Annotated in this window: 18 protein-coding genes; 16 read left to right on the top strand and 2 right to left on the bottom strand. The window is 40.9% G+C overall.

All coding sequences use genetic code 11. The features are described 5' to 3' along the window. Window positions 1-37 precede the first annotated feature (37 nt). From HBA50_RS07105 to HBA50_RS07030, 16 genes are all read left to right on the top strand, one after another. On the top strand, window positions 38-2,938 hold the full coding sequence (locus HBA50_RS07105; protein ID WP_045499138.1) for a hypothetical protein: 2,901 nt from the start codon (window positions 38-40) through the stop codon (window positions 2,936-2,938). A 63-nt stretch (window positions 2,939-3,001) separates the two neighbouring features. Beyond that, window positions 3,002-4,177, top strand: coding sequence for a family 1 glycosylhydrolase (locus tag HBA50_RS07100; RefSeq protein ID WP_045499141.1), 1,176 nt, complete (start codon window positions 3,002-3,004; stop codon window positions 4,175-4,177). Between the two features lie 266 nt (window positions 4,178-4,443). Then, window positions 4,444-5,292, top strand: coding sequence for a hypothetical protein (locus HBA50_RS07095; protein ID WP_045499144.1), 849 nt, complete (start codon window positions 4,444-4,446; stop codon window positions 5,290-5,292). 14 nt (window positions 5,293-5,306) lie between these two features. Continuing rightward, the gene (gene gtfA / locus HBA50_RS07090) at window positions 5,307-6,836 is read left to right on the top strand and encodes an accessory Sec system glycosyltransferase GtfA (RefSeq protein WP_045499158.1); all 1,530 of its coding nucleotides are present in this window, start codon (window positions 5,307-5,309) and stop codon (window positions 6,834-6,836) included. 30 nt (window positions 6,837-6,866) lie between these two features. Beyond that, window positions 6,867-8,189, top strand: a complete 1,323-nt coding sequence (gene gtfB, locus HBA50_RS07085; RefSeq protein ID WP_166492638.1) for an accessory Sec system glycosylation chaperone GtfB — start codon at window positions 6,867-6,869, stop codon at window positions 8,187-8,189. A gap of 58 nt (window positions 8,190-8,247) precedes the next feature. Further along, window positions 8,248-8,424, top strand: a complete 177-nt coding sequence (locus HBA50_RS07080) for a hypothetical protein (RefSeq protein WP_045499164.1) — start codon at window positions 8,248-8,250, stop codon at window positions 8,422-8,424. A gap of 106 nt (window positions 8,425-8,530) precedes the next feature. Further along, a complete protein-coding gene (gene holA, locus HBA50_RS07075) occupies window positions 8,531-9,568 on the top strand; it encodes a DNA polymerase III subunit delta (protein WP_045499168.1) in 1,038 nt (345 codons plus the stop codon). A 91-nt stretch (window positions 9,569-9,659) separates the two neighbouring features. Continuing rightward, entirely contained in the window at window positions 9,660-10,265 is a 606-nt protein-coding gene (gene sodA, locus HBA50_RS07070) for a superoxide dismutase SodA (protein ID WP_045499171.1), read from the top strand. Between the two features lie 113 nt (window positions 10,266-10,378). Beyond that, complete coding sequence (locus tag HBA50_RS07065) at window positions 10,379-11,431, top strand: serine hydrolase (RefSeq protein ID WP_045499174.1); 1,053 nt, start codon at window positions 10,379-10,381, stop codon at window positions 11,429-11,431. 196 nt (window positions 11,432-11,627) lie between these two features. Beyond that, complete coding sequence (locus HBA50_RS07060; protein WP_045499176.1) at window positions 11,628-12,407, top strand: YhfC family intramembrane metalloprotease; 780 nt, start codon at window positions 11,628-11,630, stop codon at window positions 12,405-12,407. 297 nt (window positions 12,408-12,704) lie between these two features. Next, window positions 12,705-13,391 carry a Crp/Fnr family transcriptional regulator gene (locus HBA50_RS07055; RefSeq protein ID WP_045499178.1) on the top strand — a complete coding sequence of 229 codons (687 nt, stop codon included), beginning with the start codon at window positions 12,705-12,707 and terminating at the stop codon, window positions 13,389-13,391. A 304-nt stretch (window positions 13,392-13,695) separates the two neighbouring features. Then, complete coding sequence (gene arcA / locus HBA50_RS07050) at window positions 13,696-14,925, top strand: arginine deiminase (protein ID WP_005590767.1); 1,230 nt, start codon at window positions 13,696-13,698, stop codon at window positions 14,923-14,925. A gap of 57 nt (window positions 14,926-14,982) precedes the next feature. Then, a complete protein-coding gene (gene argF / locus HBA50_RS07045; protein WP_005590765.1) occupies window positions 14,983-15,999 on the top strand; it encodes an ornithine carbamoyltransferase in 1,017 nt (338 codons plus the stop codon). Between the two features lie 163 nt (window positions 16,000-16,162). Further along, the gene (arcC, locus tag HBA50_RS07040; RefSeq protein ID WP_045499180.1) at window positions 16,163-17,110 is read left to right on the top strand and encodes a carbamate kinase; all 948 of its coding nucleotides are present in this window, start codon (window positions 16,163-16,165) and stop codon (window positions 17,108-17,110) included. Between the two features lie 212 nt (window positions 17,111-17,322). After that, window positions 17,323-18,837 carry a YfcC family protein gene (locus HBA50_RS07035; protein ID WP_045499182.1) on the top strand — a complete coding sequence of 505 codons (1,515 nt, stop codon included), beginning with the start codon at window positions 17,323-17,325 and terminating at the stop codon, window positions 18,835-18,837. 20 nt (window positions 18,838-18,857) lie between these two features. Beyond that, a complete protein-coding gene (locus tag HBA50_RS07030; protein ID WP_045499183.1) occupies window positions 18,858-20,192 on the top strand; it encodes a dipeptidase in 1,335 nt (444 codons plus the stop codon). Window positions 20,193-20,282: 90 nt separating this feature from the next. Here HBA50_RS07030 and HBA50_RS07025 read toward each other — a convergent pair whose 3' ends face one another. Both HBA50_RS07025 and queA read right to left on the bottom strand, forming a co-directional pair. Further along, the gene (locus HBA50_RS07025; protein WP_005590761.1) at window positions 20,283-20,753 is read right to left on the bottom strand and encodes an arginine repressor; all 471 of its coding nucleotides are present in this window, start codon (window positions 20,751-20,753) and stop codon (window positions 20,283-20,285) included. A 13-nt stretch (window positions 20,754-20,766) separates the two neighbouring features. Next, entirely contained in the window at window positions 20,767-21,795 is a 1,029-nt protein-coding gene (gene queA / locus HBA50_RS07020; protein WP_045499185.1) for a tRNA preQ1(34) S-adenosylmethionine ribosyltransferase-isomerase QueA, read from the bottom strand. Between the last annotated feature and the right edge of the window lie 184 nt (window positions 21,796-21,979).

Below are 21,979 nucleotides of genomic sequence, written 5' to 3'. Positions count from 1 at the left end.
TAAGGATATAACTGCATTTGGGAGAAAATGTATATTTATGGGTAAGAATAATAAAGCAAAAGCAAAGGGGTTTAAGCGCGTTATATCGAAGTTTAAACGATTGGTGACGGAGGATGATAATTATTATGATCCGGATGCAGCCATCTTAAAACCGATTAGCCGAAAACCCCAAGAGCAGAATCAGGTTGTGTTAGGTATTGATGAAGAATTAAAACCACAGACAGAGCCAATTTCTATTATGGAAGACTTTGAGGATTTTCAAGCCAACAATAGCTTGGTAGTAGATGATCTGATAAAAAATGTCAGCCAAAGCTTATCAATGAGCGTTTCGAACTCAATGAGTTTGTCTGCTGAACATTTCGATAGTCACTCTGTTTCAACAAGCGAGAGTTCTCTTCAAGATTCGCTGTGGGAGAATGATTCATTAGAGACTTATTCTTTAGACTCTTCTTCTCACATTATCGATCAGTCAGATTCAGAATCTGAGCTGGTTCTTGAGGATGAATCCTTATCCTCTTCTATCAGCGCCAGCGAGAGTCTTTCCGAGTCTGAATACTGGAGTATTTTCGAATCTGAATCCCTCAGTATCTCAGAGTCAGATTCACTTTATGAGAGTGAATGGCTATCTGTTTCTATCAGTGCAAGTGAGAGTCTTTCTGAGTCTGAATACTGGAGTATTTTCGAATCTGAATCTCTCAGCATATCAGAATCAGATTCGCTTTATGAGAGTGAATGGCTATCTGTTTCTATCAGTGCAAGTGAGAGCCTTTCTGAGTCTGAGTACTGGAGTATCTTTGAATCTGAATCTCTCAGCATATCAGAATCAGATTCACTCTATGAGAGTGAATGGCTATCTGCTTCTATCAGTGCAAGTGAGAGTCTTTCCGAGTCTGAATACTGGAGTATCTTTGAATCTGAATCTCTCAGCATATCAGAATTAGATTCACTTTATGAGAGTGAATGGTTATCCGCTTCTATCAGTGCAAGTGAGAGTCTTTCCGAGTCAGCTTCTATCCTTCTTAGCGAATTCGTTTCAACTTCGGTAGCGGATAGTCAGTCAGTTTCTCTGTCAGAATCCATTAGTGCTAGTCTGAGCCTTTCAGAATCTGAGTCTCTCAGTGCCTTAGAAGAGACTTCTATGAGTCTTTCAGATTCAGTTTATGAGGAGGAAGCTGATTCACTTTCAGTAAACGAGAATAAGCCAGATACTTTCTTGATTTCTCTTAGTACTAGCCTGAGCCTCTCTACTTCTGAATGGTTGGCTCAGTCTGAATTTACTTCACTTAGCCTTTCGGCATCTGAATCTTTGAGCCTCAGTCAGTCTCTATCCTTGAGTGAAGCATTTTCTCAACTTCTTTTCGAATCTGAATCAGCCAAGGAGAGTCAGCGGCTATCAGAATCACTTAGCCATAGCCAGTCCCTTTCTCTTTCAGAATCTTTGAGTGAATGGACAGTAACTTCTCTTAGCCTCAGCGAGTCAATCTCTTTGAGCGAGTCAATTTCCCTGAGTGAGTCCATTGCCGAGTATACTTGGTTAAGTTCTTCATTGTCGGTTAGTGCCTCTCTTGCTCAATCCGAATTGGAAAGCCAATTGACATCAATTTCCGAGTCTATTAGTGTCTCAGAATCTCTCAGTCAGAGTGTGAGCGTCTTCACTTCTTTCAGCTTGAGTGAGTCAATTTCCTTGAGTGAATCCGAAAGCCTCAGTGCGTCAAGCTCCTTCAGTTTGAGTGAGTCCGCTTCTTTGAGTGAATCTGAAAGCCTTAGTCAGAGTCTCAGCCTTTCAGAATCCTTGAGCCAAAGTGTCAGCGCTTCACACTCTTTGAGCCTCAGTGAGTCAATTTCAGTCAGTCAATCTGAACAAGAAAGCCAGAGCCTTAGTGTGTCTGAATCCTTGAGTCAGAGTGCGAGCCTTTCGACTTCCTTTAGTTTGAGCGAATCACTTTCCGAATATACTTGGCTTAGTTCGTCACTCTCAGTTAGTGCTTCTGTTGCCCAATCTGAATTGGAAAGCAAGTTAACATCGATTTCCGACTCTATTAGTCAGAGTGCTTCAATCTCTCTGAGTGTTTCAGAATCTCTCAGTCAGAGTGCAAGCCTTTCAACTGCCTTTAGTTTAAGTGAATCAGTTTCCTTGAGTGAGTCTGAAAGCCTTAGTCAGAGCCTCAGTGTTTCGGAATCCTTGAGTCAAAGCCTGAGTGTTTCAAGCTCCTTGAGTTTGAGTGAGTCCGAAAGCCTTAGCCAGAGTCTCAGTATCTCTGAATCATTAAGTGAAAGTGCGAGCCTTTCAACTTCTTTAAGTTTGAGTCAATCAATTTCAGAGTATAATTGGCTCAGTTCGTCACTCTCAGTTAGTGCTTCTGTTGCCCAATCTGCATATGAAAGTAAGTTAATTTCAGTTTCAGAGTCGGCTAGTCAGAGCACATCAGTCTCTATTAGTCTTTCAGAATCTCTTAGTCATAGTGTCAGCATCTCCACTTCCTTTAGTTTGAGTGAGTCGATTTCCCTGAGTGAATCAGAGCAAATCAGTCAAAGTATTGTGAGAGTTTCCTTATCTGAGTTTTATAGCGTTTCAGTCTCAGAGTTGCTTTCTTACAGACAGAGTGTTTCAGAGTCTAAGTCAGTATCACATAGTTTACAAGTCTCAGAATCTCTTTCACTTAGCTTGTCTCGAACAGAGTCAATGCTTCTTGCCTATCGACAAGAATCGCTTGAAAGTATGAGCCTTGCATCTCAGGAACTTTCAGAGGCGGTTGCACTATCTCAAGAAAGCTTGTCTGTTCAAGTGTCTACAACTCCAAACTTGAGCGTAACAGATCAAGAGGCATATCAGATGGTAAGACCAGGTTTACAGCCAATTTCTCCTGACTTAAAAAATGTTGCTAGTACATTATCTGGATTGGCTTCTATCGCTCAGAATAAGAAAGACCAGCGATAATTTTAAAGATACTAGAGGATGCAATAGTATCCACATATATTCACAAAATCAAAAGGAGTCATTATGATTAGAAATACGATGCCCAACAGCAATAAAGGTTTGGGAACGACGGATGTATTACCGCTTAGTGAACCACGTATAGGAGTACTGACAGGGGAAGTCAACTACAAAAAAGTACCAATAGGCGCCTATGATCTTCTGGGACAAATTACTTTAGCGAGTCAACCGGATTATGTTAGTGATTTGAATATGATTCAATCGATGGGCTTCAATGTTTATAGAATTTCTATCTCTTGGGCGCGAATTTTCCCAACTGGTGAAGAAGCGCAGCCAAGTGAAGAAGGTTTGAAATATTATGAAGCTATCATTGATCAAGTGTTGCAAAAGGACATTGAACCGATTGTAACATTAAGTCATTTCGATCTTCCCCTTCATCTGTATGAAAAATACGGCGCGTGGAAGAGCCGCAAGATGATTGAACTTTATGAGCATTATACAGAAGCTGTTTTTAGACATTTTAAAGACAAGGTAAGATATTGGATTACCTTTAATGAATTTAATATTTTACACCATTTGCCATATCTTGGTGGCGGTCTGTCTTTTGAAGATGGAGAAAATCGGAACCAACGGATCTGGCAGGCAGCTCATTATCAATTGGTCGCTTCGGCACGTGCTGTTAAGCTTGGAAAATCAATCAATCCAGAATTTCAATTTGGTGGCATGTTGGTAGTTAGTCGTAACTATAGTCAAAATCTGGATAGTGCGATTGATGCGATGGAAGCAGAAGTCAAGAACCGTGAAAACTATGTCTTTACAGATGTACAAGTTCGTGGTTCTTATCCAAACCATTTCTTGCGCCGTTTAGAACGTGAGCAGATTGCTTTAGATATTGAAAATGATGACTTCTTTGACTTACGAGTTGGAAAGGTTGATTTTGTTAGCTTTAGTTACCATGCATCTAGTAATTCTCAAGAAGTCTTTATCAATAAATATGGCTATAACAATACCAATAAGAATCCAATTGATCCTGTAGGTCTTCGCCTAGCTATGAATAATCTTTATGACCGCTATCAAAAGCCACTATTTATTGTGGAAGATGATCTAATATTAGATGAGTCAGACAGCCGATCAATAGAAGAGTTAAAAACGAATATTCAAGAGATCGTTAAAACAGTAGAATATGATGGCGTTGAGCTTCTTGGCTATGCACCTCTTAGCTGGGTAGATCTCAATTTCTAAAATAGACGCTTTTACATTTAGTTACCTTTTAAGAAAATACCTGAATGGATCATACATCATCTATTCAGGTGTTTTTGTTTATAAAAGAATAAGGTTACAAAACTAAGAAAAGCATAGAGCTAGTGGGTAAATCGAATCTTATTTGCTTCTGTGGTGTTGGATTTTTTTGCTCGGAGACTTATAAAACAATGGTAATAAGCGTCATTTTATGCTACAATTGATAAGATAGTATATAATTAGAATAAATGAAGAATAGAGGGAGCAGAATGAGACTTAAAAAGACCCTATTTGGTAACTATCGTGCCAAGGAAGTTGAAGAATACATTGAATCGTTAGAAGAAGGATTTGATAGTGAAATTCGTAAAAAGAATGAGAAAATTGAATCTTTACGTAAAAAAATTGATGCTCTAAAGAACCAAGAAAGAGAAATCGGTGAAGCCGTCGTTTATGCTAAATCGCTGATTATTGAAGCACATGAAAAGGCAGAAAAAGAGGCTCAAGAGGTTCTAGAAAAAGCTCAGAAAGACTTCTTACAAGTAAGATCGTCTATCCTTGAAGAGATCGATGAATTGACGAAGAAACGTCTTGAAACGGAACAACTCTATAAGGCGCAAAAGGAAAAAATCAAAGAGCTTCTTAGTCAAATTGGTCAGATTCTAGACGAAGAAACTTTAGAGGGTCAAATTGACATCGCAAGTCTAATTGAGGAAGCTTCGGAAGACGACGAATTTGCAAGCATATTTGATACTCCTTTAGAGGAAGATGAAGCTACGCGTTTGTTTGATACGCCTTTGGAAGAAGACGAGACTTCAAATGAGCAAGCTGAAGCTGAAAGTTTATTTGATGAAGCTTCTCTTGAAGCGCACGAAGAAGAAGTAAACAAATCAGATATTTTTGGTGAGGAAGAAGTCCCAGTAGAAATCTCTGCTCCACAAAAAGAAGTTGTGAATATTGAGCAAACATTTGCTAAGACAGGTACAGATAGCTCTGTTCCCGTTACTTACTTCACTTCTCCTGTCAAAAAGTCTAAAGACGAAGATAAAGAAAAAGGGAAAAAGAAGAAAGGAAAAATCATCAAACGCCTTTCAAGAATTAAAAAAGATAATCTTTTGTAAGAGGAACATGTTTTATGACAATTTATAACATCAACCTAGGAATTGGTTGGGCAAGCAGCGGGGTTGAGTACGCACAAATTTATCGTGCAAAATTGCTTCGCAGTGTGGGCTTAGAGGCAAAATTCATCTTTATGGATTTTATTTCAGCCGATAATATTGAACATTTGACGAAGAATATCGGTTTTGAAGACTCTGAGGTCATTTGGCTCTATCAGTATTTTACAGATGTTAAGATTGCTCCAACAACCTACACTCTAGCACAAGTCTTAGCTAGTTTTGATAGAAAACCTCTAGAAATCGTCCGTAATTCTGAGAATAAGACCTTTCGGATCTTGTTTGGAGATAATGATTTCGTAACGTGCTATGCTTGCGATATGGATAATGAACTGATTGAGCGGGCAGAGATTGTTTCGCGTGGCTGTCTCATTCAGAAAGAATACTATACGTATACCAAAAACTTTATTGAATACTATAGTCCTGTAGATGGTCGGGCTCGTCTCTACCAACGGACTTGGCTCAATGAAGACGGTAGTGTGGCTTACGAAGAGATTATCGATGAAGTAGACAGTAAGCCAGAAACGCAAGTTTATCGTTTTCCAGATCAGGTCTTCTACTCCAAGCAGGAGTTTGTTGCTCATTTCATGAGAAGTTTGAAGTTGACAGACAAGGATTTACTTATTCTAGACCGAGAGACAGATATTGGCCAGCCAATCTTCGCCAATAAGGGGGCTGCCAAACTAGCTGTTATCGTTCACGCAGACCACTTTAGTGAAAATCCCGCAGAAAAAGAGTATATCTTGTGGAATAATTACTACGAGTATCAATTTGAATACGCAGAAGAAGTGGACTACATCATCAACTCGACGGATGCTCAAACAGAGCTGCTGAAAGAGCAGTTTGCTCAATATACCGACATCAAGCCGAAGAATATTTTAACTATTCCTGTGGGTAGCTTGGATCAGCTGCGCCGACCAGAAGGTCAGCGGAAACCTTTTGGTTTGATGACAGCTTCTCGTTTGGCCAGTGAAAAGCATATTGATTGGCTAATTCACTCTGTAGTGAAGGCGCATGAGCAACTACCGGAAATCACCTTTGATATTTATGGTACAGGTGGTGAGGAAGCTATGCTGCGGAAGTTGATTGCGGATCTGCAAGCAGAAGAGTATATTCGACTGATGGGGCATCATCATATGGCGGATATTTACAAGAATTATTCCGCTTATCTAGCTGCATCGACGAGTGAAGGTTTTGGTCTGACTCTGTTGGAAGCAGTAGGTTCTGGCCTGCCCATCATTGGCTTTGATGTTCGTTATGGCAATCCGACCTTTATCCGCGATGGAGAAAATGGCTACCTGATTCCCAAGGCTCGTCCAGATGATTTAGATGCCATGACGACAGAGTATGCGGAAAAGATTGTTCAGCTATTAACTCAACATTCTCAAGAAGATTTGTCCCGTGTATCCTACGAGATAGCTGAGCCTTACCTTGATGAGCATATTGCCCAGCGCTGGTCTGATCTTGTTCGATCGGCTCAGACCAACTAAGAAGGATTCAGAAAGAAAGGCATAACCACTATGATTTGTTTGTTTGACCGCTATGATCAAGCAAGTTTTGATTTGTTACGTTCATTAAAAGCAACAGGACTTGATTGTCCTGTTGTTGTTGTACAAGACGATGGCTATCTTTCACCAGATGTCGAGTCTCCTTACAGTTATTTTACAGGAGATTTGGATACACCAGAGGGCCGTCCAATTTATTTTAATCTTGTCCCCAAACCGCACCTATGGGAGATTCGCTCTAGCAATGTAAATGGCGAAATCTTGGATATGGGCAAGAAGCGTGCCAATATTTTTTATCGCCAACCAACGCATGAAAGACGTGTGCGGGCTGTCGAATGGCTGGATACAGAGGGGAAGGTTCGAGCGGCAGATATCTACAATCGCAAAGGACGCCTTTTCGCACAAATAACCTACGACCAGACACAACGTCCGACCCATACTCGCTATTTTGACCAGAACAATGTCGTGGTGATTATGGAAAATCATCTGACTGGTGATATCATCTTGACACTTGAAGGAAAGCGTCACATCTTTAAATCCAAACAAGAATTTGTCGTCTTTTATCTGCAATATCGTGGATATGATACAGATCGTATTATTTATAATTCTCTAGCAACCCCCTTCTTAGTGGCCTACGCTCTTCGTCCTAAAAATGGTCGTGCAGAAGATGTTCTTTTCTGGCAGGAGCCTATCGGAGAAGCCTTACCTGGAAATATGAAAGTAGCTATGAAAATGCCTCATCGCAATATCCGCATCGCTGTTCAGGACAGGCAGGTATATGAGAAAATTCAAAGCTTGGCAACACCGGAAGAAAAAGTCTATTTCCACAATATTGGTTATATTTATGATTACCAGCGCCTTAATAATATGAATCCAGAAGCCTTGATTTTGACCAATAGTGATCAGCTAGAGCAAATAGAGCAGCTCTTGACTCAGCTGCCAAATGTACATTTCCATATTGGAGCCATCACAGAAATGTCTGGCCATTTAATGGGGCTCAATCGTTATCCGAATGTTTCGCTTTATCCAAATATTCGTCCGGCAAAGGTTGCAGAGCTTTTTGAGAGATGTGACTTGTATCTAGATATCAATATCAGTGATGAAATCCTCAATGCATGTCGCACAGCCTTTGAGAACAACATGTTGATTCTCAGCTTCAAAAATACTTGCCATAGTCGTCGATTTATTGCGGATGATCACATTTATACACCAGAAAATGTCTCAATCATGGTGGATAAGATTCAAGCTGTCCTTGCTTACTCATCAGAGATGGAAGCAGCACTTGCTAGACAGAAACAGGTTGCTAATCAGGCTAGTTTGGAGCAATATAAGGCATGAGAACTTACTTTCAATGAGGGCAAGTTCCTTTATGCAGATTTAGTAAGGGAGGACAATCATGCCAGAGAAGAAAAAGGGAATTCTGCAGGAACATATCAACGAGCAGCTAGATAATCGTAGAAAACCGTTGAAAAGAGAGAAGCAAGATTTTAGCATGATTGCCGTGCTGGGCGGAGTTCTCTTTCTCGTAACTCTTTTGGTCACAATCATCATGCAGTTGGGACAATTCTTTTAGTCTCTGATATTCTAGTCAGAATGATAAAAAACAGCAGACTTTCCTGCTGTTTTTTGTTACAATTTATACATGACTAAGAATCGAGAAAATAGAAGGGAGTGCCACTATGTTAGCAATTGAAAAAATTAGAAAAATCACTCCCGAAAATCTGTCGACCTTAACGATTTTGACGGGAGACGACTTGGGGCAATTTGAGCTGTTAAAAGACGAGTTTCTGAAGCAGATTCACTACGATCCAGCGGATTTGAATGTCACCTTGTTTGATATGAAAGAAACGTCTTATGCAGATGTGGAGTTAGATTTAGTCAGTCTGCCTTTTTTTGCGGATGAAAAGATTATTATTTTAGATCATTTTGCGGATCTAACAACAGCGAAAAAGCGCTATTTATCGGATGAAGAGGTCAAGTCCTTTGAGCAGTATTTGGAAAATCCTAATAGCACGACCAAATTGGTCATTTTCGCGGAAGGCAAGCTAGACAGCAAACGCCGACTAGTCAAGATACTCAAGCGAGATGGACAGATTTTTGAAGCAGCTGAGATTAAGGAAGCAGACTTACGTCAGTATTTTACCAAACAAGCCCAGCTTGAAGGTTTGGATTTTGTTCCGAAGGCTTTTGACCACTTGCTCATCAAATCAGGCTTTCATTTCAGCGAAATCAGTAAAAACTTGGCTTTTCTGAAGTCTTATAAAGAGTCGGGGCAAGTTAGCTTAGAGGATATTGCTGAGGCCATTCCTAAAACCTTGCAAGATAATATTTTTGATTTGACCCAGCTTATTTTACAGAAACAAATTGATGCGGCGCGGAGTTTGGTGCGCGATCTGACCTTGCAGGGTGAAGATGAAATCAAGTTGATTGCTATCATGTTAGGTCAATTTCGGATGTTTACTCAGGTTAAAATTTTGGCGGATAATGGCCGATCTGAGAGCCAAATCGTGTCGGATTTATCAGACTATCTTGGACGCAAGATCAATCCCTTCCAAGTCAAGTTTGCACTCAAGGATGCGCGTGGGCTCAGCCTCAACTTTCTGAAAAGAACCCTGACCTGTTTGATTGAAACGGACTACCAGATCAAGTCTGGCCTTTATGACAAGGACTACCTTTTTGACCTTGCCTTGTTAAAAATCGCAACAGGAAACTTCTAAAAGCTTAGCAAAATTTATAAGCAAAATAGTTGAAAAATGTGCGTTTTTGCGTTATAATTTGTATAATAATAAAGAAAATGAGGACAAGTAAATGGCAATTATTTTACCAGATCTACCTTATGCATACGACGCTTTGGAACCTTACATCGATGAGGAAACAATGCACCTTCACCATGACAAGCACCATCAAACTTACGTGAATAACGTAAATGCGGCGCTTGAAAAACACCCTGAAATTGGTGAAGATTTAGAAAAACTGTTGGCAGATGTTGAGTCTATTCCGGCTGATATTCGCCAAGCAGTGATCAACAACGGTGGTGGACACTTGAACCACGCTCTTTTCTGGGAATTGATGACTCCTGAGAAGACAGCTCCTTCAGCAGAACTTGCAGCAGCGATCGATGCGACATTTGGTTCATTTGAAGAATTCCAAGCAGCCTTCACTGCAGCAGCAACAACTCGTTTCGGATCAGGTTGGGCATGGTTGGTTGTCAACAAAGAAGGGAAACTTGAAGTAACTTCAACAGCGAACCAAGATACACCAATCTCAGAAGGTAAGAAACCAATCTTGGGCTTGGATGTTTGGGAACATGCTTACTACGTGAAATACCGCAACGTGCGTCCTGACTATATCAAGGCTTTCTTCTCAGTGATCAACTGGAATAAAGTAGATGAGCTTTACGCAGCAGCTAAATAATAGAATTATAAAACGGATCGCAATGATTCGTTTTTAAATGCCCTTAAATTGACCTTTCTACTTGTTATTTTAATGAGAATCTTTTATAATACTAAAATATTAGGAGAAAAACTTTGATTAAAAATGACATAAAGAAACTGGCTTGCTGGTTCGGTGGTGTTTTCTTATTTATTTGTTATTTGGGTCTTTTGGTGGAGCCACAGCGAGCTGATAAAAAGATAGCAGAAGCAGGTCAATCAATCGCTTCTTCACAGTCTACAGAAGGAGAGGAAACGAAGTCTGAGGGGACTGCGCGTGCTAGCAAGACAATGGAAGAGAAGCAAGAGGTGATAGAGCAGGATTTTCCGACCATGGAAGCCTTGGGCTTATCTTACGATTATGCGAATATGACCTTGCCACAAGTTATTCAGGCTTACATGGATGACATGGGAATTGAATCTTCGCAGCTTGCTTTTTCTTATAAAGACCTGACGACTGGGCAAACCTATGCCATGAATGATACCCAGTCTATGACAGCAGGCTCTACTTATAAACTCCCCCTTAATATGTTGGTTGTTGATGAGGTAGCAGCAGGAAAATTATCGCTGGAAGAGCGGTTTGATATTACCAACACCAGCTATGAATACAAGGGAGAACACGATAACTATGTAGCGGCCTTCAATGGCGCCATGTCTATTCCTGATATGCAGGAGTATTCCCTAGTCTACTCTGAAAATACGCCCGCTTATGCGCTAGCAGAGCGACTAGGCGGTATGGATAAGGCCTACAGCATGTTTGGAAGGTATGGCCAGTCAAAAGCTAAAGTCAAGACGATCAGCAGAGAAAATAAAACAACAACGGACTACTATATTCAAGTTCTGGAGTATCTGTGGAATAACCAAGAAAAATACAAGGATATTCTTTATTTTATCGGTGTTTCCTTCCCTGGTGAATATTACAAACGTTATTTATACGATTTGACAATTTACCAAAAGCCTGGGTATGTTAGAGAGGCTCTTAATGTTGATGCTATTGTTATGGAGGAGAAGCCCTATATTGTGGCACTTTATACAGCCTATCTAGGTGGAAGTACAGAAGCCAGTGAGGAGATTAGTGGAGTTGGTATTGATCAGGTCGGTCAAATTGCCTATATTATCAATGAGTGGCACCGGGTCAACATGAATTAAAATCGGCCCAGCAACTAGGATCTGCAATGAAACTGCTGAATGAGGCTGCTTTATTGAAAATAGTTGTAGAATGCGAGTCGATCCTCGTATTTTGTTCTGAATGTGAGTTTTCTGACCAGCTTTTTTAGAGGATTGACATCTGGGAGGAAAAAGGTATAATTCTAGTAAAACTTTTAATAGTTGAGGAGACGATTTCATGCTTCAAATGCATATTTTGATTGCTATGGTGCTGATTTTAGCCGCTGTAGTCATTCCAGTAATTTATTTTAAAAAGACCAAGCAGATTTCCTTGCTTGTTTTCCTCTTGGGAGGGGTTGGATTTTATCTGTCTAGTCAGATTTTCGAAAATCTCCTACATCGATTGGTTCTTCAGCCTCAGGCTGATGGAACGATTGCTCTAATGAAAAATGCTCCCTTGCTTTATGTTTTGTATGGCATTGCAACGGCAGCTATCTTTGAGGAGACAGCGCGCTATGTGATTTTTCGATATCTACAAAAGAAGCGTCCACTGACTATCGGTGATGGTCTGGCCTATGGTTTAGGACACGGCGGGATCGAAGCTCTTTTCATAGGTATTTCAGGTCTCTTGAGTCTGTTTGTCCTCGCTCAACTAGTCAGCCAAGGGGACAGCACCTTGCTAGCGCAATTACCCCAAACGACGATTTCTCATGTGCAAAAACTACAAGTAGGGCAGATTTATCTACTGGCTTTCGAGCGGATTTTAGCACTTGCGATCCAAGTATTCTTGACTTTCTGGGTTTGGACGGCTGTCAAAGACAAAAAAATGAGCTATTTTCTTGCAGCTCTGGGCTTTCATGCTTTGATTGATTTGGCCCCTGCTCTGGTTCAAGTTGGTTGGCTGACTCAGCCGATTCTGGTTGAAGTGATTATTTTGGTAGAATTTCTTGCTCTGGTATTTCTGACTAAGAAGTTTCTATCCTTATCAATTTTTAATACCAAGAGTAAAAATGCTTAATAAGGCTCAAGTAAAGTAGGTAAGAGCCTAAACGAGTTTGGATAGTAAGGAAAGGTTAGGACAAAAGATTCCTAGCCTCTCTTTTTGTTAGAAAAGGATTCTTAATGTACTTAGCAGGAGTATTTAAACGGTCTGATAGAACTTTTAAAACGAATTTTCGAAGTAAGCGAGTAAAGCTAAATTGCTACTGATTTACTTTCATATTATTCTTTTTCACCAAAATAAACTAGGATAATAATTTCTGTTTTTGGAAGCGGATTTATGCTATAATACTAATAGCAAGTAAGAAGGGTTATTATGATCAATAAGGAACATTATCAGATTATTAGACAGCATCCAGCATTTGCACATTTTCCTGTGGAAATTTTTGATAAGATTGCTATTGAGATTCAATTCCGGAAGATTCCCAAGGGACAGATTATCTTCTTTTCAGGGGACCGTAGGGATCGTCTTTTCCTCCTGCATCGAGGCTATGTTCGTATCGAACAGTATGATTCAACTGATACTTTTTCTTATATGGATTATATTAAAATGAATAGTGTGTTTCCATATGGAGGTATGTTTTTCGATGAGCGTTATCATTATACGGCTAGCGCGGTTACCAATGTCGAGTACTTCAGCATTCCGATGGACTTATTTGAGGACTATTCAAAAAAGAATGTGGATCAGCTGTTGTTTATCACCAAGCGTTTATCGCAGATTTTAGAATTTCAGGAATTGCGCTTACGGAATGTCGTCTCAGCCAGTGCGACGGACCGTGTAACCCAGTCTTTATCTATTTTATGCATGGATCTGTGCAAAGAGCAGGATACACTTCCATTTCCAATGAGTATGAAAGAGTTGGCCAAGTTAGGAGCCACTACACGTGAAACAGTCAATCAGGTTTTAAAAAAACTAAGAGAAGAAGGAGTGATTGACTACGAGCATAAAAAATTGACATTTAAGAATAAGGATTACTTTATGAGATATTTTGAAGGAAGCTAATCAATCATTTGATTGGCTTTTTTCAAACATTTTTACACATTTAAAAGCTTTTTCTAATCATATTCTAATATTAATTGAACATATATTTTTTACAAAAAAATATATATTCCTAAAAATAATAGAACAATCAAAATATGCAAAGAAAACGCTTTAAAATAAATAAATATCATAATGTTTTATAAAAAACGCAAAGGATTTGGCATTTGTAATGTAAGATTTTAGGTGTAAGCCTTTCTAATCCATGATAGAATAATAGCATAAAAGGGATTGGGAAACCAAACCTCAACGAAAAGGAGGACAATAGATGTCTACACATCCAATTCATGTTTTCTCAGAAATTGGGAAACTGAAAAAAGTTATGTTGCACCGTCCGGGCAAAGAGCTGGAAAACTTACTACCGGACTACCTAGAACGTCTTCTTTTTGATGACATTCCTTTCTTGGAAGATGCTCAAAAAGAACACGATGCATTCGCTCAAGCTCTTCGTGATGAAGGAATTGAAGTTCTTTATCTCGAAAAATTGGCTGCTGAATCCTTGATTTCTCCAGAAATTCGTGAACAGTTCATCGAAGAATATTTGGAAGAAGCAAATATTCGTGGACGCGAAACGAAGAAAGCTATTCGTGAATTGCTGCATGGTATCAAGGACAACCAAGAATTGGTTGAAAAAACAATGGCAGGGGTTCAAAAAGCTGAATTGCCAGAAATTCCTGACGAAGCGAAAGGTCTGACTGACTTGGTAGAATCAGATTATCCATTTGCGATTGATCCAATGCCAAACCTTTACTTCACACGCGATCCATTTGCTACCATTGGTAATGCTGTATCGCTCAACCACATGTTTGCAGATACTCGTAACCGTGAAACCCTCTACGGTAAATACATCTTCAAATATCACCCAGAATACGCTGGAAAAGTGGAATTGGTTTACAACCGTGAAGAAGATACTCGTATCGAAGGTGGAGATGAGTTAGTTCTTTCTAAAGATGTATTGGCAGTTGGTATTTCTCAACGTACAGACGCAGCATCTATCGAAAAACTTTTGGTGAATATCTTCAAGAAGAATGTTGGCTTCAAGAAAGTATTGGCCTTTGAATTTGCTAACAACCGTAAATTCATGCACTTAGATACTGTCTTCACTATGGTTGACTATGACAAGTTCACCATTCACCCAGAAATCGAAGGCGACCTTCGCGTTTACTCCGTTACTTATGAAAACGAAAAACTGAAGATCGTTGAAGAAAAAGGTGACTTGGCTGAGCTTCTGGCTCAAAACCTTGGCGTAGAAAAAGTTCATTTGATTCGTTGCGGTGGCGGCAATATCGTAGCAGCTGGACGTGAACAATGGAATGACGGTTCTAACACCTTGACTATCGCTCCTGGTGTGGTAGTAGTGTATGACCGCAATACCGTAACCAACAAGATTTTGGAAGAATACGGGCTTCGCTTGATCAAGATTCGCGGAAGTGAATTGGTTCGGGGCCGTGGTGGACCTCGTTGTATGTCTATGCCATTTGAACGTGAAGAAGTTTAATTCGTGTTCGACAATTTATCAATAGAAATTTAATAACTAGAAAGAGGAAATAACAGAATGACACATTCAGTATTCCAAGGACGTAGCTTCCTTGCAGAAAAAGACTTTACTCGTGCAGAATTAGAATACCTAATCGGACTTTCAGCTCACTTGAAAGACTTAAAGAAACGCAATATTCAACACCACTATCTTGCTGGTAAGAATATCGCTCTCTTGTTTGAAAAAACATCTACTCGTACGCGTGCAGCCTTTACTACAGCAGCTATTGACCTTGGTGCACATCCAGAATACCTTGGTGCTAATGATATTCAGCTTGGTAAGAAAGAATCTACAGAAGATACTGCTAAAGTATTGGGACGTATGTTTGACGGGATTGAATTCCGCGGCTTCAGCCAACGCATGGTAGAAGAATTGGCAGAATTCTCAGGTGTTCCAGTATGGAATGGTTTGACTGACGAATGGCACCCAACTCAAATGCTTGCTGACTATTTGACAGTCCAAGAAAACTTTGGTCGTTTGGAAGGCTTGACATTGGTTTACTGTGGTGATGGACGTAACAACGTTGCTAATAGTTTGCTCGTAACAGGAGCTATCCTTGGCGTTAACGTTCACATCTTCTCACCAAAAGAACTCTTCCCAGAAAAAGAAATTGTTGAATTGGCAGAAGGCTTTGCGAAAGAAAGTGGCGCACACATCCTCATCACGGAAGATGCAGACGAAGCTGTTAAAGGTGCAGACGTACTTTACACAGACGTTTGGGTATCTATGGGTGAAGAAGATAAATTCGCAGAACGCGTTGCACTTTTGAAACCTTACCAAGTTAACATGGAATTGGTGAAGAAAGCTGATAATGAAGACTTGATCTTCTTGCACTGCTTGCCAGCATTCCACGATACAAATACTGTTTACGGTAAAGATGTCGCTGAAAAATTTGGCGTAGAAGAAATGGAAGTAACAGACGAAGTATTCCGTAGCAAATACGCTCGCCACTTTGACCAAGCAGAAAACCGTATGCACACAATCAAAGCTGTTATGGCTGCTACACTCGGCAACCTTTACATTCCAAAAGTATAATCTTACATAAGAAACCGTCTACCAACAGCTATGAGGGCTGCGACTAATAGCTTTAGTCCAGTCCTCTTTTATATGATGGAAATCTGTTATTTCTTATAAAAATTTGAAAAAATATTAAACCGAAATCTAAAGGCATTCAATTGAATGTGATAAAGGAGAATTTATGGCAAATCGTAAAATAGTAGTGGCTTTGGGAGGAAATGCGATTCTTTCTTCTGATCCATCAGCAAAAGCTCAACAGGAAGCTTTGGTGGAAACAGCTAAGCACCTTGTAAAACTGATTAAAAATGGGGATGATTTGATCATCACTCACGGTAATGGTCCTCAAGTTGGAAATCTCTTGCTCCAACACTTGGCGGCTGATTCTGAGAAGAACCCTGCTTTCCCACTTGATTCACTTGTTGCTATGACAGAAGGTAGCATCGGTTTCTGGCTACAAAATGCCTTGCAAAATGCTCTCTTGGATGAAGGCATCGAAAAAGATGTTGCTTCAGTTGTGACACAAGTTGTTGTCGATAAAAATGACCCAGCTTTTGTTAACTTGAGCAAACCAATTGGTCCTTTCTATTCAGAAGAAGAAGCAAAAGCAGAAGCTGAAAAGAGCGGAGCAACTTTCAAAGAGGATGCTGGCCGCGGTTGGCGCAAGGTTGTTGCTTCACCAAAACCTGTTGATATCAAGGAAATCGAAACAATTCGTACCCTCTTGAATGCTGGTCAAGTGGTCGTTGCTGCTGGTGGTGGCGGAATTCCAGTCATCAAGGAAGACAACGGTCATTTGGCTGGTGTTGAAGCTGTTATTGATAAGGACTTTGCTTCTCAACGCTTGGCGGAATTAGTCGAAGCTGACCTCTTCATCGTCTTGACTGGTGTAGATTACGTCTTTGTCAACTACAATAAACCAGACCAAGAAAAGTTGGAACATGTGAATGTTGCTCAGCTGGAAGAATATATCAAACAAGACCAATTTGCCCCAGGCAGCATGCTTCCAAAAGTAGAAGCAGCTATCGCTTTTGTCAACGGTCGTCCAGAAGGAAAAGCAGTTATTACTTCCCTTGAAAATCTTGGCGCTTTGATCGAATCTGAAAGCGGAACAATTATTGAAAAAGAATAAGCTATTTTACTAGTAAAATATATAGTGTTTCTAACGTCTTTATATCAAGTTAGGAATATTTCTTGAAAATAAATGCGATATTTTCAAAAAATACTAGTTTTTTAGACCTTAATGTGGTAAAATAAATATAAATAGAAAGCGTTTTTCTTAAATATTTATTTAAGAAAGTGGTTGGTTTTTTGCACTTTGTTAGACATTAGGAGGAAAAACAAATGAGTGAAAAAGCTAAAAAAGGGTTTAAGATGCCTTCATCTTACACCGTCTTGTTGATAATCATTGCTATTATGGCAGTGTTGACTTGGATCATCCCTGCAGGTGCCTTTGTGGATGGTGTTTACAAAGCTCAACCCCAAAATCCGCAAGGGATTTGGGATGTTCTCATGGCACCGATTCGGGCTATGCTAGGTACTCATCCAGAGGAAGGTTCGCTGATTAAGGAAACAAGTGCAGCGATCGATGTAGCCTTCTTCATCCTCATGGTTGGTGGTTTCCTTGGTGTTGTCAATGAAACTGGTATGCTAGACACTGGTATTGCTTCTATTGTGAAGAAGTACAAGGGCCGCGAAAAGATGTTGATTTTGGTTCTCATGCCTTTGTTTGCCCTCGGTGGTACAACTTATGGTATGGGTGAAGAAACCATGGCCTTCTATCCTCTTCTTGTGCCAGTTATGATGGCTGTTGGATTTGATAGCTTGACTGGGGTTGCCATTATCTTGCTCGGTTCACAAATAGGATGTTTGGCATCTACCTTGAACCCATTTGCGACAGGTATTGCTTCATCAACTGCAGGTGTAGGTCTTGGTGAAGGGATTATCCTTCGTTTGATTTTCTGGTTTGCTTTAACTGGTCTTAGCACTTGGTTCGTTTACAAGTATGCTGATAAGATCCAAAAAGATCCAACTAAGTCTCTTACTTATGCAACACGTGATGAAGATATGAAATTCTTCAATGTTGGTGAAGACGAAGAAAACGTTAATTCAACTCTTACTAAGAAACAAAAACATGTCTTTGTTCTCTTTGTATTGACCTTTGTCTTGATGGTCTTGAGTTTCATTCCATGGAGTGACTTAGGTATTACTCTCTTTGGAGACTTAAATACTTGGTTGACTGGTCTTCCAGTTATCGGTAAGATTGTTGGCTCATCTACAGCTGCTTTGGGTACTTGGTACTTCCCAGAGGGCGCAATGCTCTTCGCCTTTATGGGTATCCTTATCGGTGTTGTTTATGGTCTTAAAGAAGACAAGATTATCTCTGCCTTCATGAATGGTGCTGCTGACTTGCTCAGTGTAGCCTTGATCGTGGCAATTGCCCGTGGTATCCAAGTTATCATGAACGATGGTATGATTACTGATACTATCCTCAACTGGGGTAAAGAAGGCCTGAGCGGTCTGTCTTCACAAGTCTTTATCGTTTTGACTTATATCTTCTATCTGCCTATGTCATTCTTGATCCCATCTTCATCTGGTCTTGCCAGCGCGACTATGGGTATCATGGCTCCGCTCGGAGAATTTGTCAATGTACGTCCTAGCTTGATCATCACTGCTTACCAATCTGCTTCAGGTGTCTTGAACTTGATTGCACCAACATCTGGTATTGTGATGGGAGCTCTTGCACTTGGACGTATCAACATCGGTACTTGGTGGAAATTCATGGGCAAACTCGTTGTCGCTATCATTGTAGTGACTATTGCTCTCCTTCTTCTTGGAACGTTCATTCCATTCCTATAAAGAGTGAGTGAGGTGATTCCATGAAAATAGATATAACAAATCAAGTTAAAGATGAATTTCTTACATCATTAAAAACCTTGATTTCCTATCCTTCGGTACTTAACGAGGGAGAAAATGGAACACCTTTTGGACAAGCAATCCAAAATGTCCTAGAAAAAACTTTAGAGATTTGTCGAAGTTTAGGTTTCACTACCTATCTTGATCCTAAAGGTTATTACGGATATGCAGAAATCGGTCAGGGAGCAGAGCTCCTGGCCGTTCTCTGTCATTTGGATGTTGTTCCATCAGGTGATGAAGCGGATTGGCGGACACCGCCATTCGAGGCAACTATCAAAGACGGTTGGATCTTCGGACGTGGTGTCCAAGATGATAAGGGACCATCAATGGCTGCTCTTTACGCGGTCAAGGCTCTGCTAGATAGCGGAGTAAAATTTAAAAAGCGGGTTCGGTTTATCTTTGGTACGGACGAAGAGACCCTTTGGCGCTGTATGGGGCGGTATAATGAACTTGAAGAAACAGCGACGCTTGGCTTTGCACCAGATTCTTCCTTCCCTCTGACCTATGCTGAGAAAGGCCTCTTACAGGTCAAGCTGCATGGTCCTGGTTCAGAACAGCTAGAGCTAGAAGCAGGAGAGGCCTTTAATGTTGTACCTGGCAAGGCTAGCTATCAAGGAGAGCTTTTGGGCCAGATCGTGGCAGGTTTGCAAGTAGCTTCTTTTGACTATGAGCAAACAGATCATCAAGTCACTGTCCTTGGCCTGCCTAAGCATGCCAAGGATGCAGCTGAAGGTATCAATGCTATTGTTCGACTGGCGACAGTTTTGCAGCCTTTACAAGGCCATCCTGCCTTGGCCTTTATTGCGGAAGCAGTGGGAGAAGATGCGACTGGCGGCTGTTTATTTGGCGACATTTCAGATGAACCCTCTGGTAGACTTTCCTTTAATATTGCAGGTCTGACGCTGAACTCAGAAAAGTCTGAAATCCGTATTGATATTCGGATTCCTGTTTTGGCGGATAAAGATCAGCTAGTGGCAAAACTAGCAGAGATTGCTGGGCGCTACCAGCTGAGCTATGAAGAATTTGACTATCTGGCTCCACTTTATGTACCTAAGGACAGCGAACTGGTCAGCACCCTGATGGCCATCTATCGAGAAAAGACGGGCGATACCAGTCCAGCTATGTCCTCTGGTGGGGCTACCTTTGCTCGGACCATGCCAAACTGTGTGGCCTTCGGCGCTCTATTCCCAGGGGCTGAGCAGACGGAGCATCAAGCCAATGAAAGAGCATCTTTAGATGATCTCTATCGTGCGATGGATATCTATGCTGAGACTATTTTTCGCTTGGCAGGAGAGTAAAATTACTAGGATAGATATCAGTGTTGCGGATTTTTCCAAGTAAAAACTGTAAATCAACACGAAAAAGAGTTGGGTTTTCCAACTCTTTTGTCATTTACTAAAGAAAAATGGGGGAGCAAATTCTTTGAGTTTATCAAAGCATTCGATAGCAGCTTGATTATCTTCGCAGATGATCAGGCAGACATCGTCTCCACAGACGGTAGCAACAATCTGGGGTAATTCCAGAGCGTCTAAAATGGCACCAAAAGATTGGGCTAGTCCGGGTAAGGTTTTCATGACGACTTGATGCTGAACGGGGCGGAGCATGACGAGGGCATCTTCCATATAGAAGCGTAGTCTTTTCTCCCAACGAGAAGGGGCGATACTGTTAATGACATAATAGGATTTGTCGTTTTCGGTCACCTTGACTAGATTGAGAGTTTTCATGTCACGAGAGAGAGTAGACTGGGTGACAATGACGCCGTTTGCTTCCAGTAGTTCTTGGAGTTCCTGCTGGGTATGGACTCTTTTTTCCATGATGAGGGAGCGAATGAGGCGATGCCTACTTTCGATTTTATTCATAGATTCACCTGTATTATTTGATAAACATAGCGTCGCCAAAGCTAAAGAAGCGGTAGCGCTCAGCGATAGCATACTCATAGGCTTGCAGTGTCAGTTGGCGTCCAGCAAAAGCTGATACCAGCATGACAAGGGTTGATTTCGGCAAGTGGAAGTTGGTTGAAAAAGCATCAACAATCTTCCATTGATAGCCTGGTTTAATAAAGATATTGGTCCAGCCGGAGTCCGCTTGGATTTGACCTTCGAATTTGCTGCCGATTGTTTCCAGTGTTCGGATAGAAGTGGTGCCGACAGCAATGATGCGGTGGCCGCTTGCCTTGACTTGTCGCAGGGTCTCGGCTGCTTCTTCAGACAAGCTATAAAATTCGGAATGCATCTCATGCTCTTCCAGATTGTCAACTGATACGGGACGGAAGGTTCCGAGCCCGACATGCAGCGTCAGGTAGACGAGTTTAACGCCTTTTGCCGCAATTTTATCCAGCAATTCCTCTGTGAAATGGAGGCCAGCGGTTGGAGCAGCGGCGGAGCCGTTTTCTTTAGCATAGACTGTCTGGTAGCGTTCACGGTCTTCTAGCTTCTCGTGGATATAGGGCGGTAGGGGCATTTCACCCAAACTTTCTAGGACTTCTAAGAAAATGCCCTGATAATCAAAGCGAACGATCCGTCCGCCGTGTTCTAGCTCTTCTGTAACGGTGGCAGTCAAACGGCCATCACCGAAAGAAACACGCGTTCCGACTCTGAGTCGTTTGGCAGGCTTAGCTAGGACTTCCCAGAAGTCTCCTTGGGTATTTTTCAAGAGTAGGAGTTCTACATGACCGCCAGTTTCAGGTTTGGTTCCATAAAGGCGGGCTGGTAGGACACGGGTATTATTCATAACCAAGGCATCACCTGGCTCAAGTTGGTCAATAATATTGTCAAAATGTTGGTCACTAAACTCGCCAGTTTCCCGATCTACAATGAGTAGGCGAGAAGAGTCTCGCTTCTCCAGAGGGGTCTGAGCAATCAGTTCTTCCGGCAAGTGAAAATCAAAATCAGCAGTATTCATTCTATCTCCTTAAATAGTTCTCATGATCCAAATATAGTAGGCAGCAAGTAAAAAGGGAATACTGATGAAGAAAGTTCCCAAGGCTAAAAAGACTAGTTGCCAACCTAGATGTTTTTTCAGGAAAAGCCCAGAGGTAAAAAGGGCAATTCCTAGTAAAAAGATTATAGTCATTGGTAATAGCATT

Source organism: Streptococcus cristatus ATCC 51100 (assembly GCF_011612585.1).
Lineage (GTDB): Bacteria > Bacillota > Bacilli > Lactobacillales > Streptococcaceae > Streptococcus > Streptococcus cristatus_H.
The sequence above is the reverse complement of the archived record's forward strand: the minus strand, read 5'-3'. Positions and strand labels throughout refer to the sequence as shown.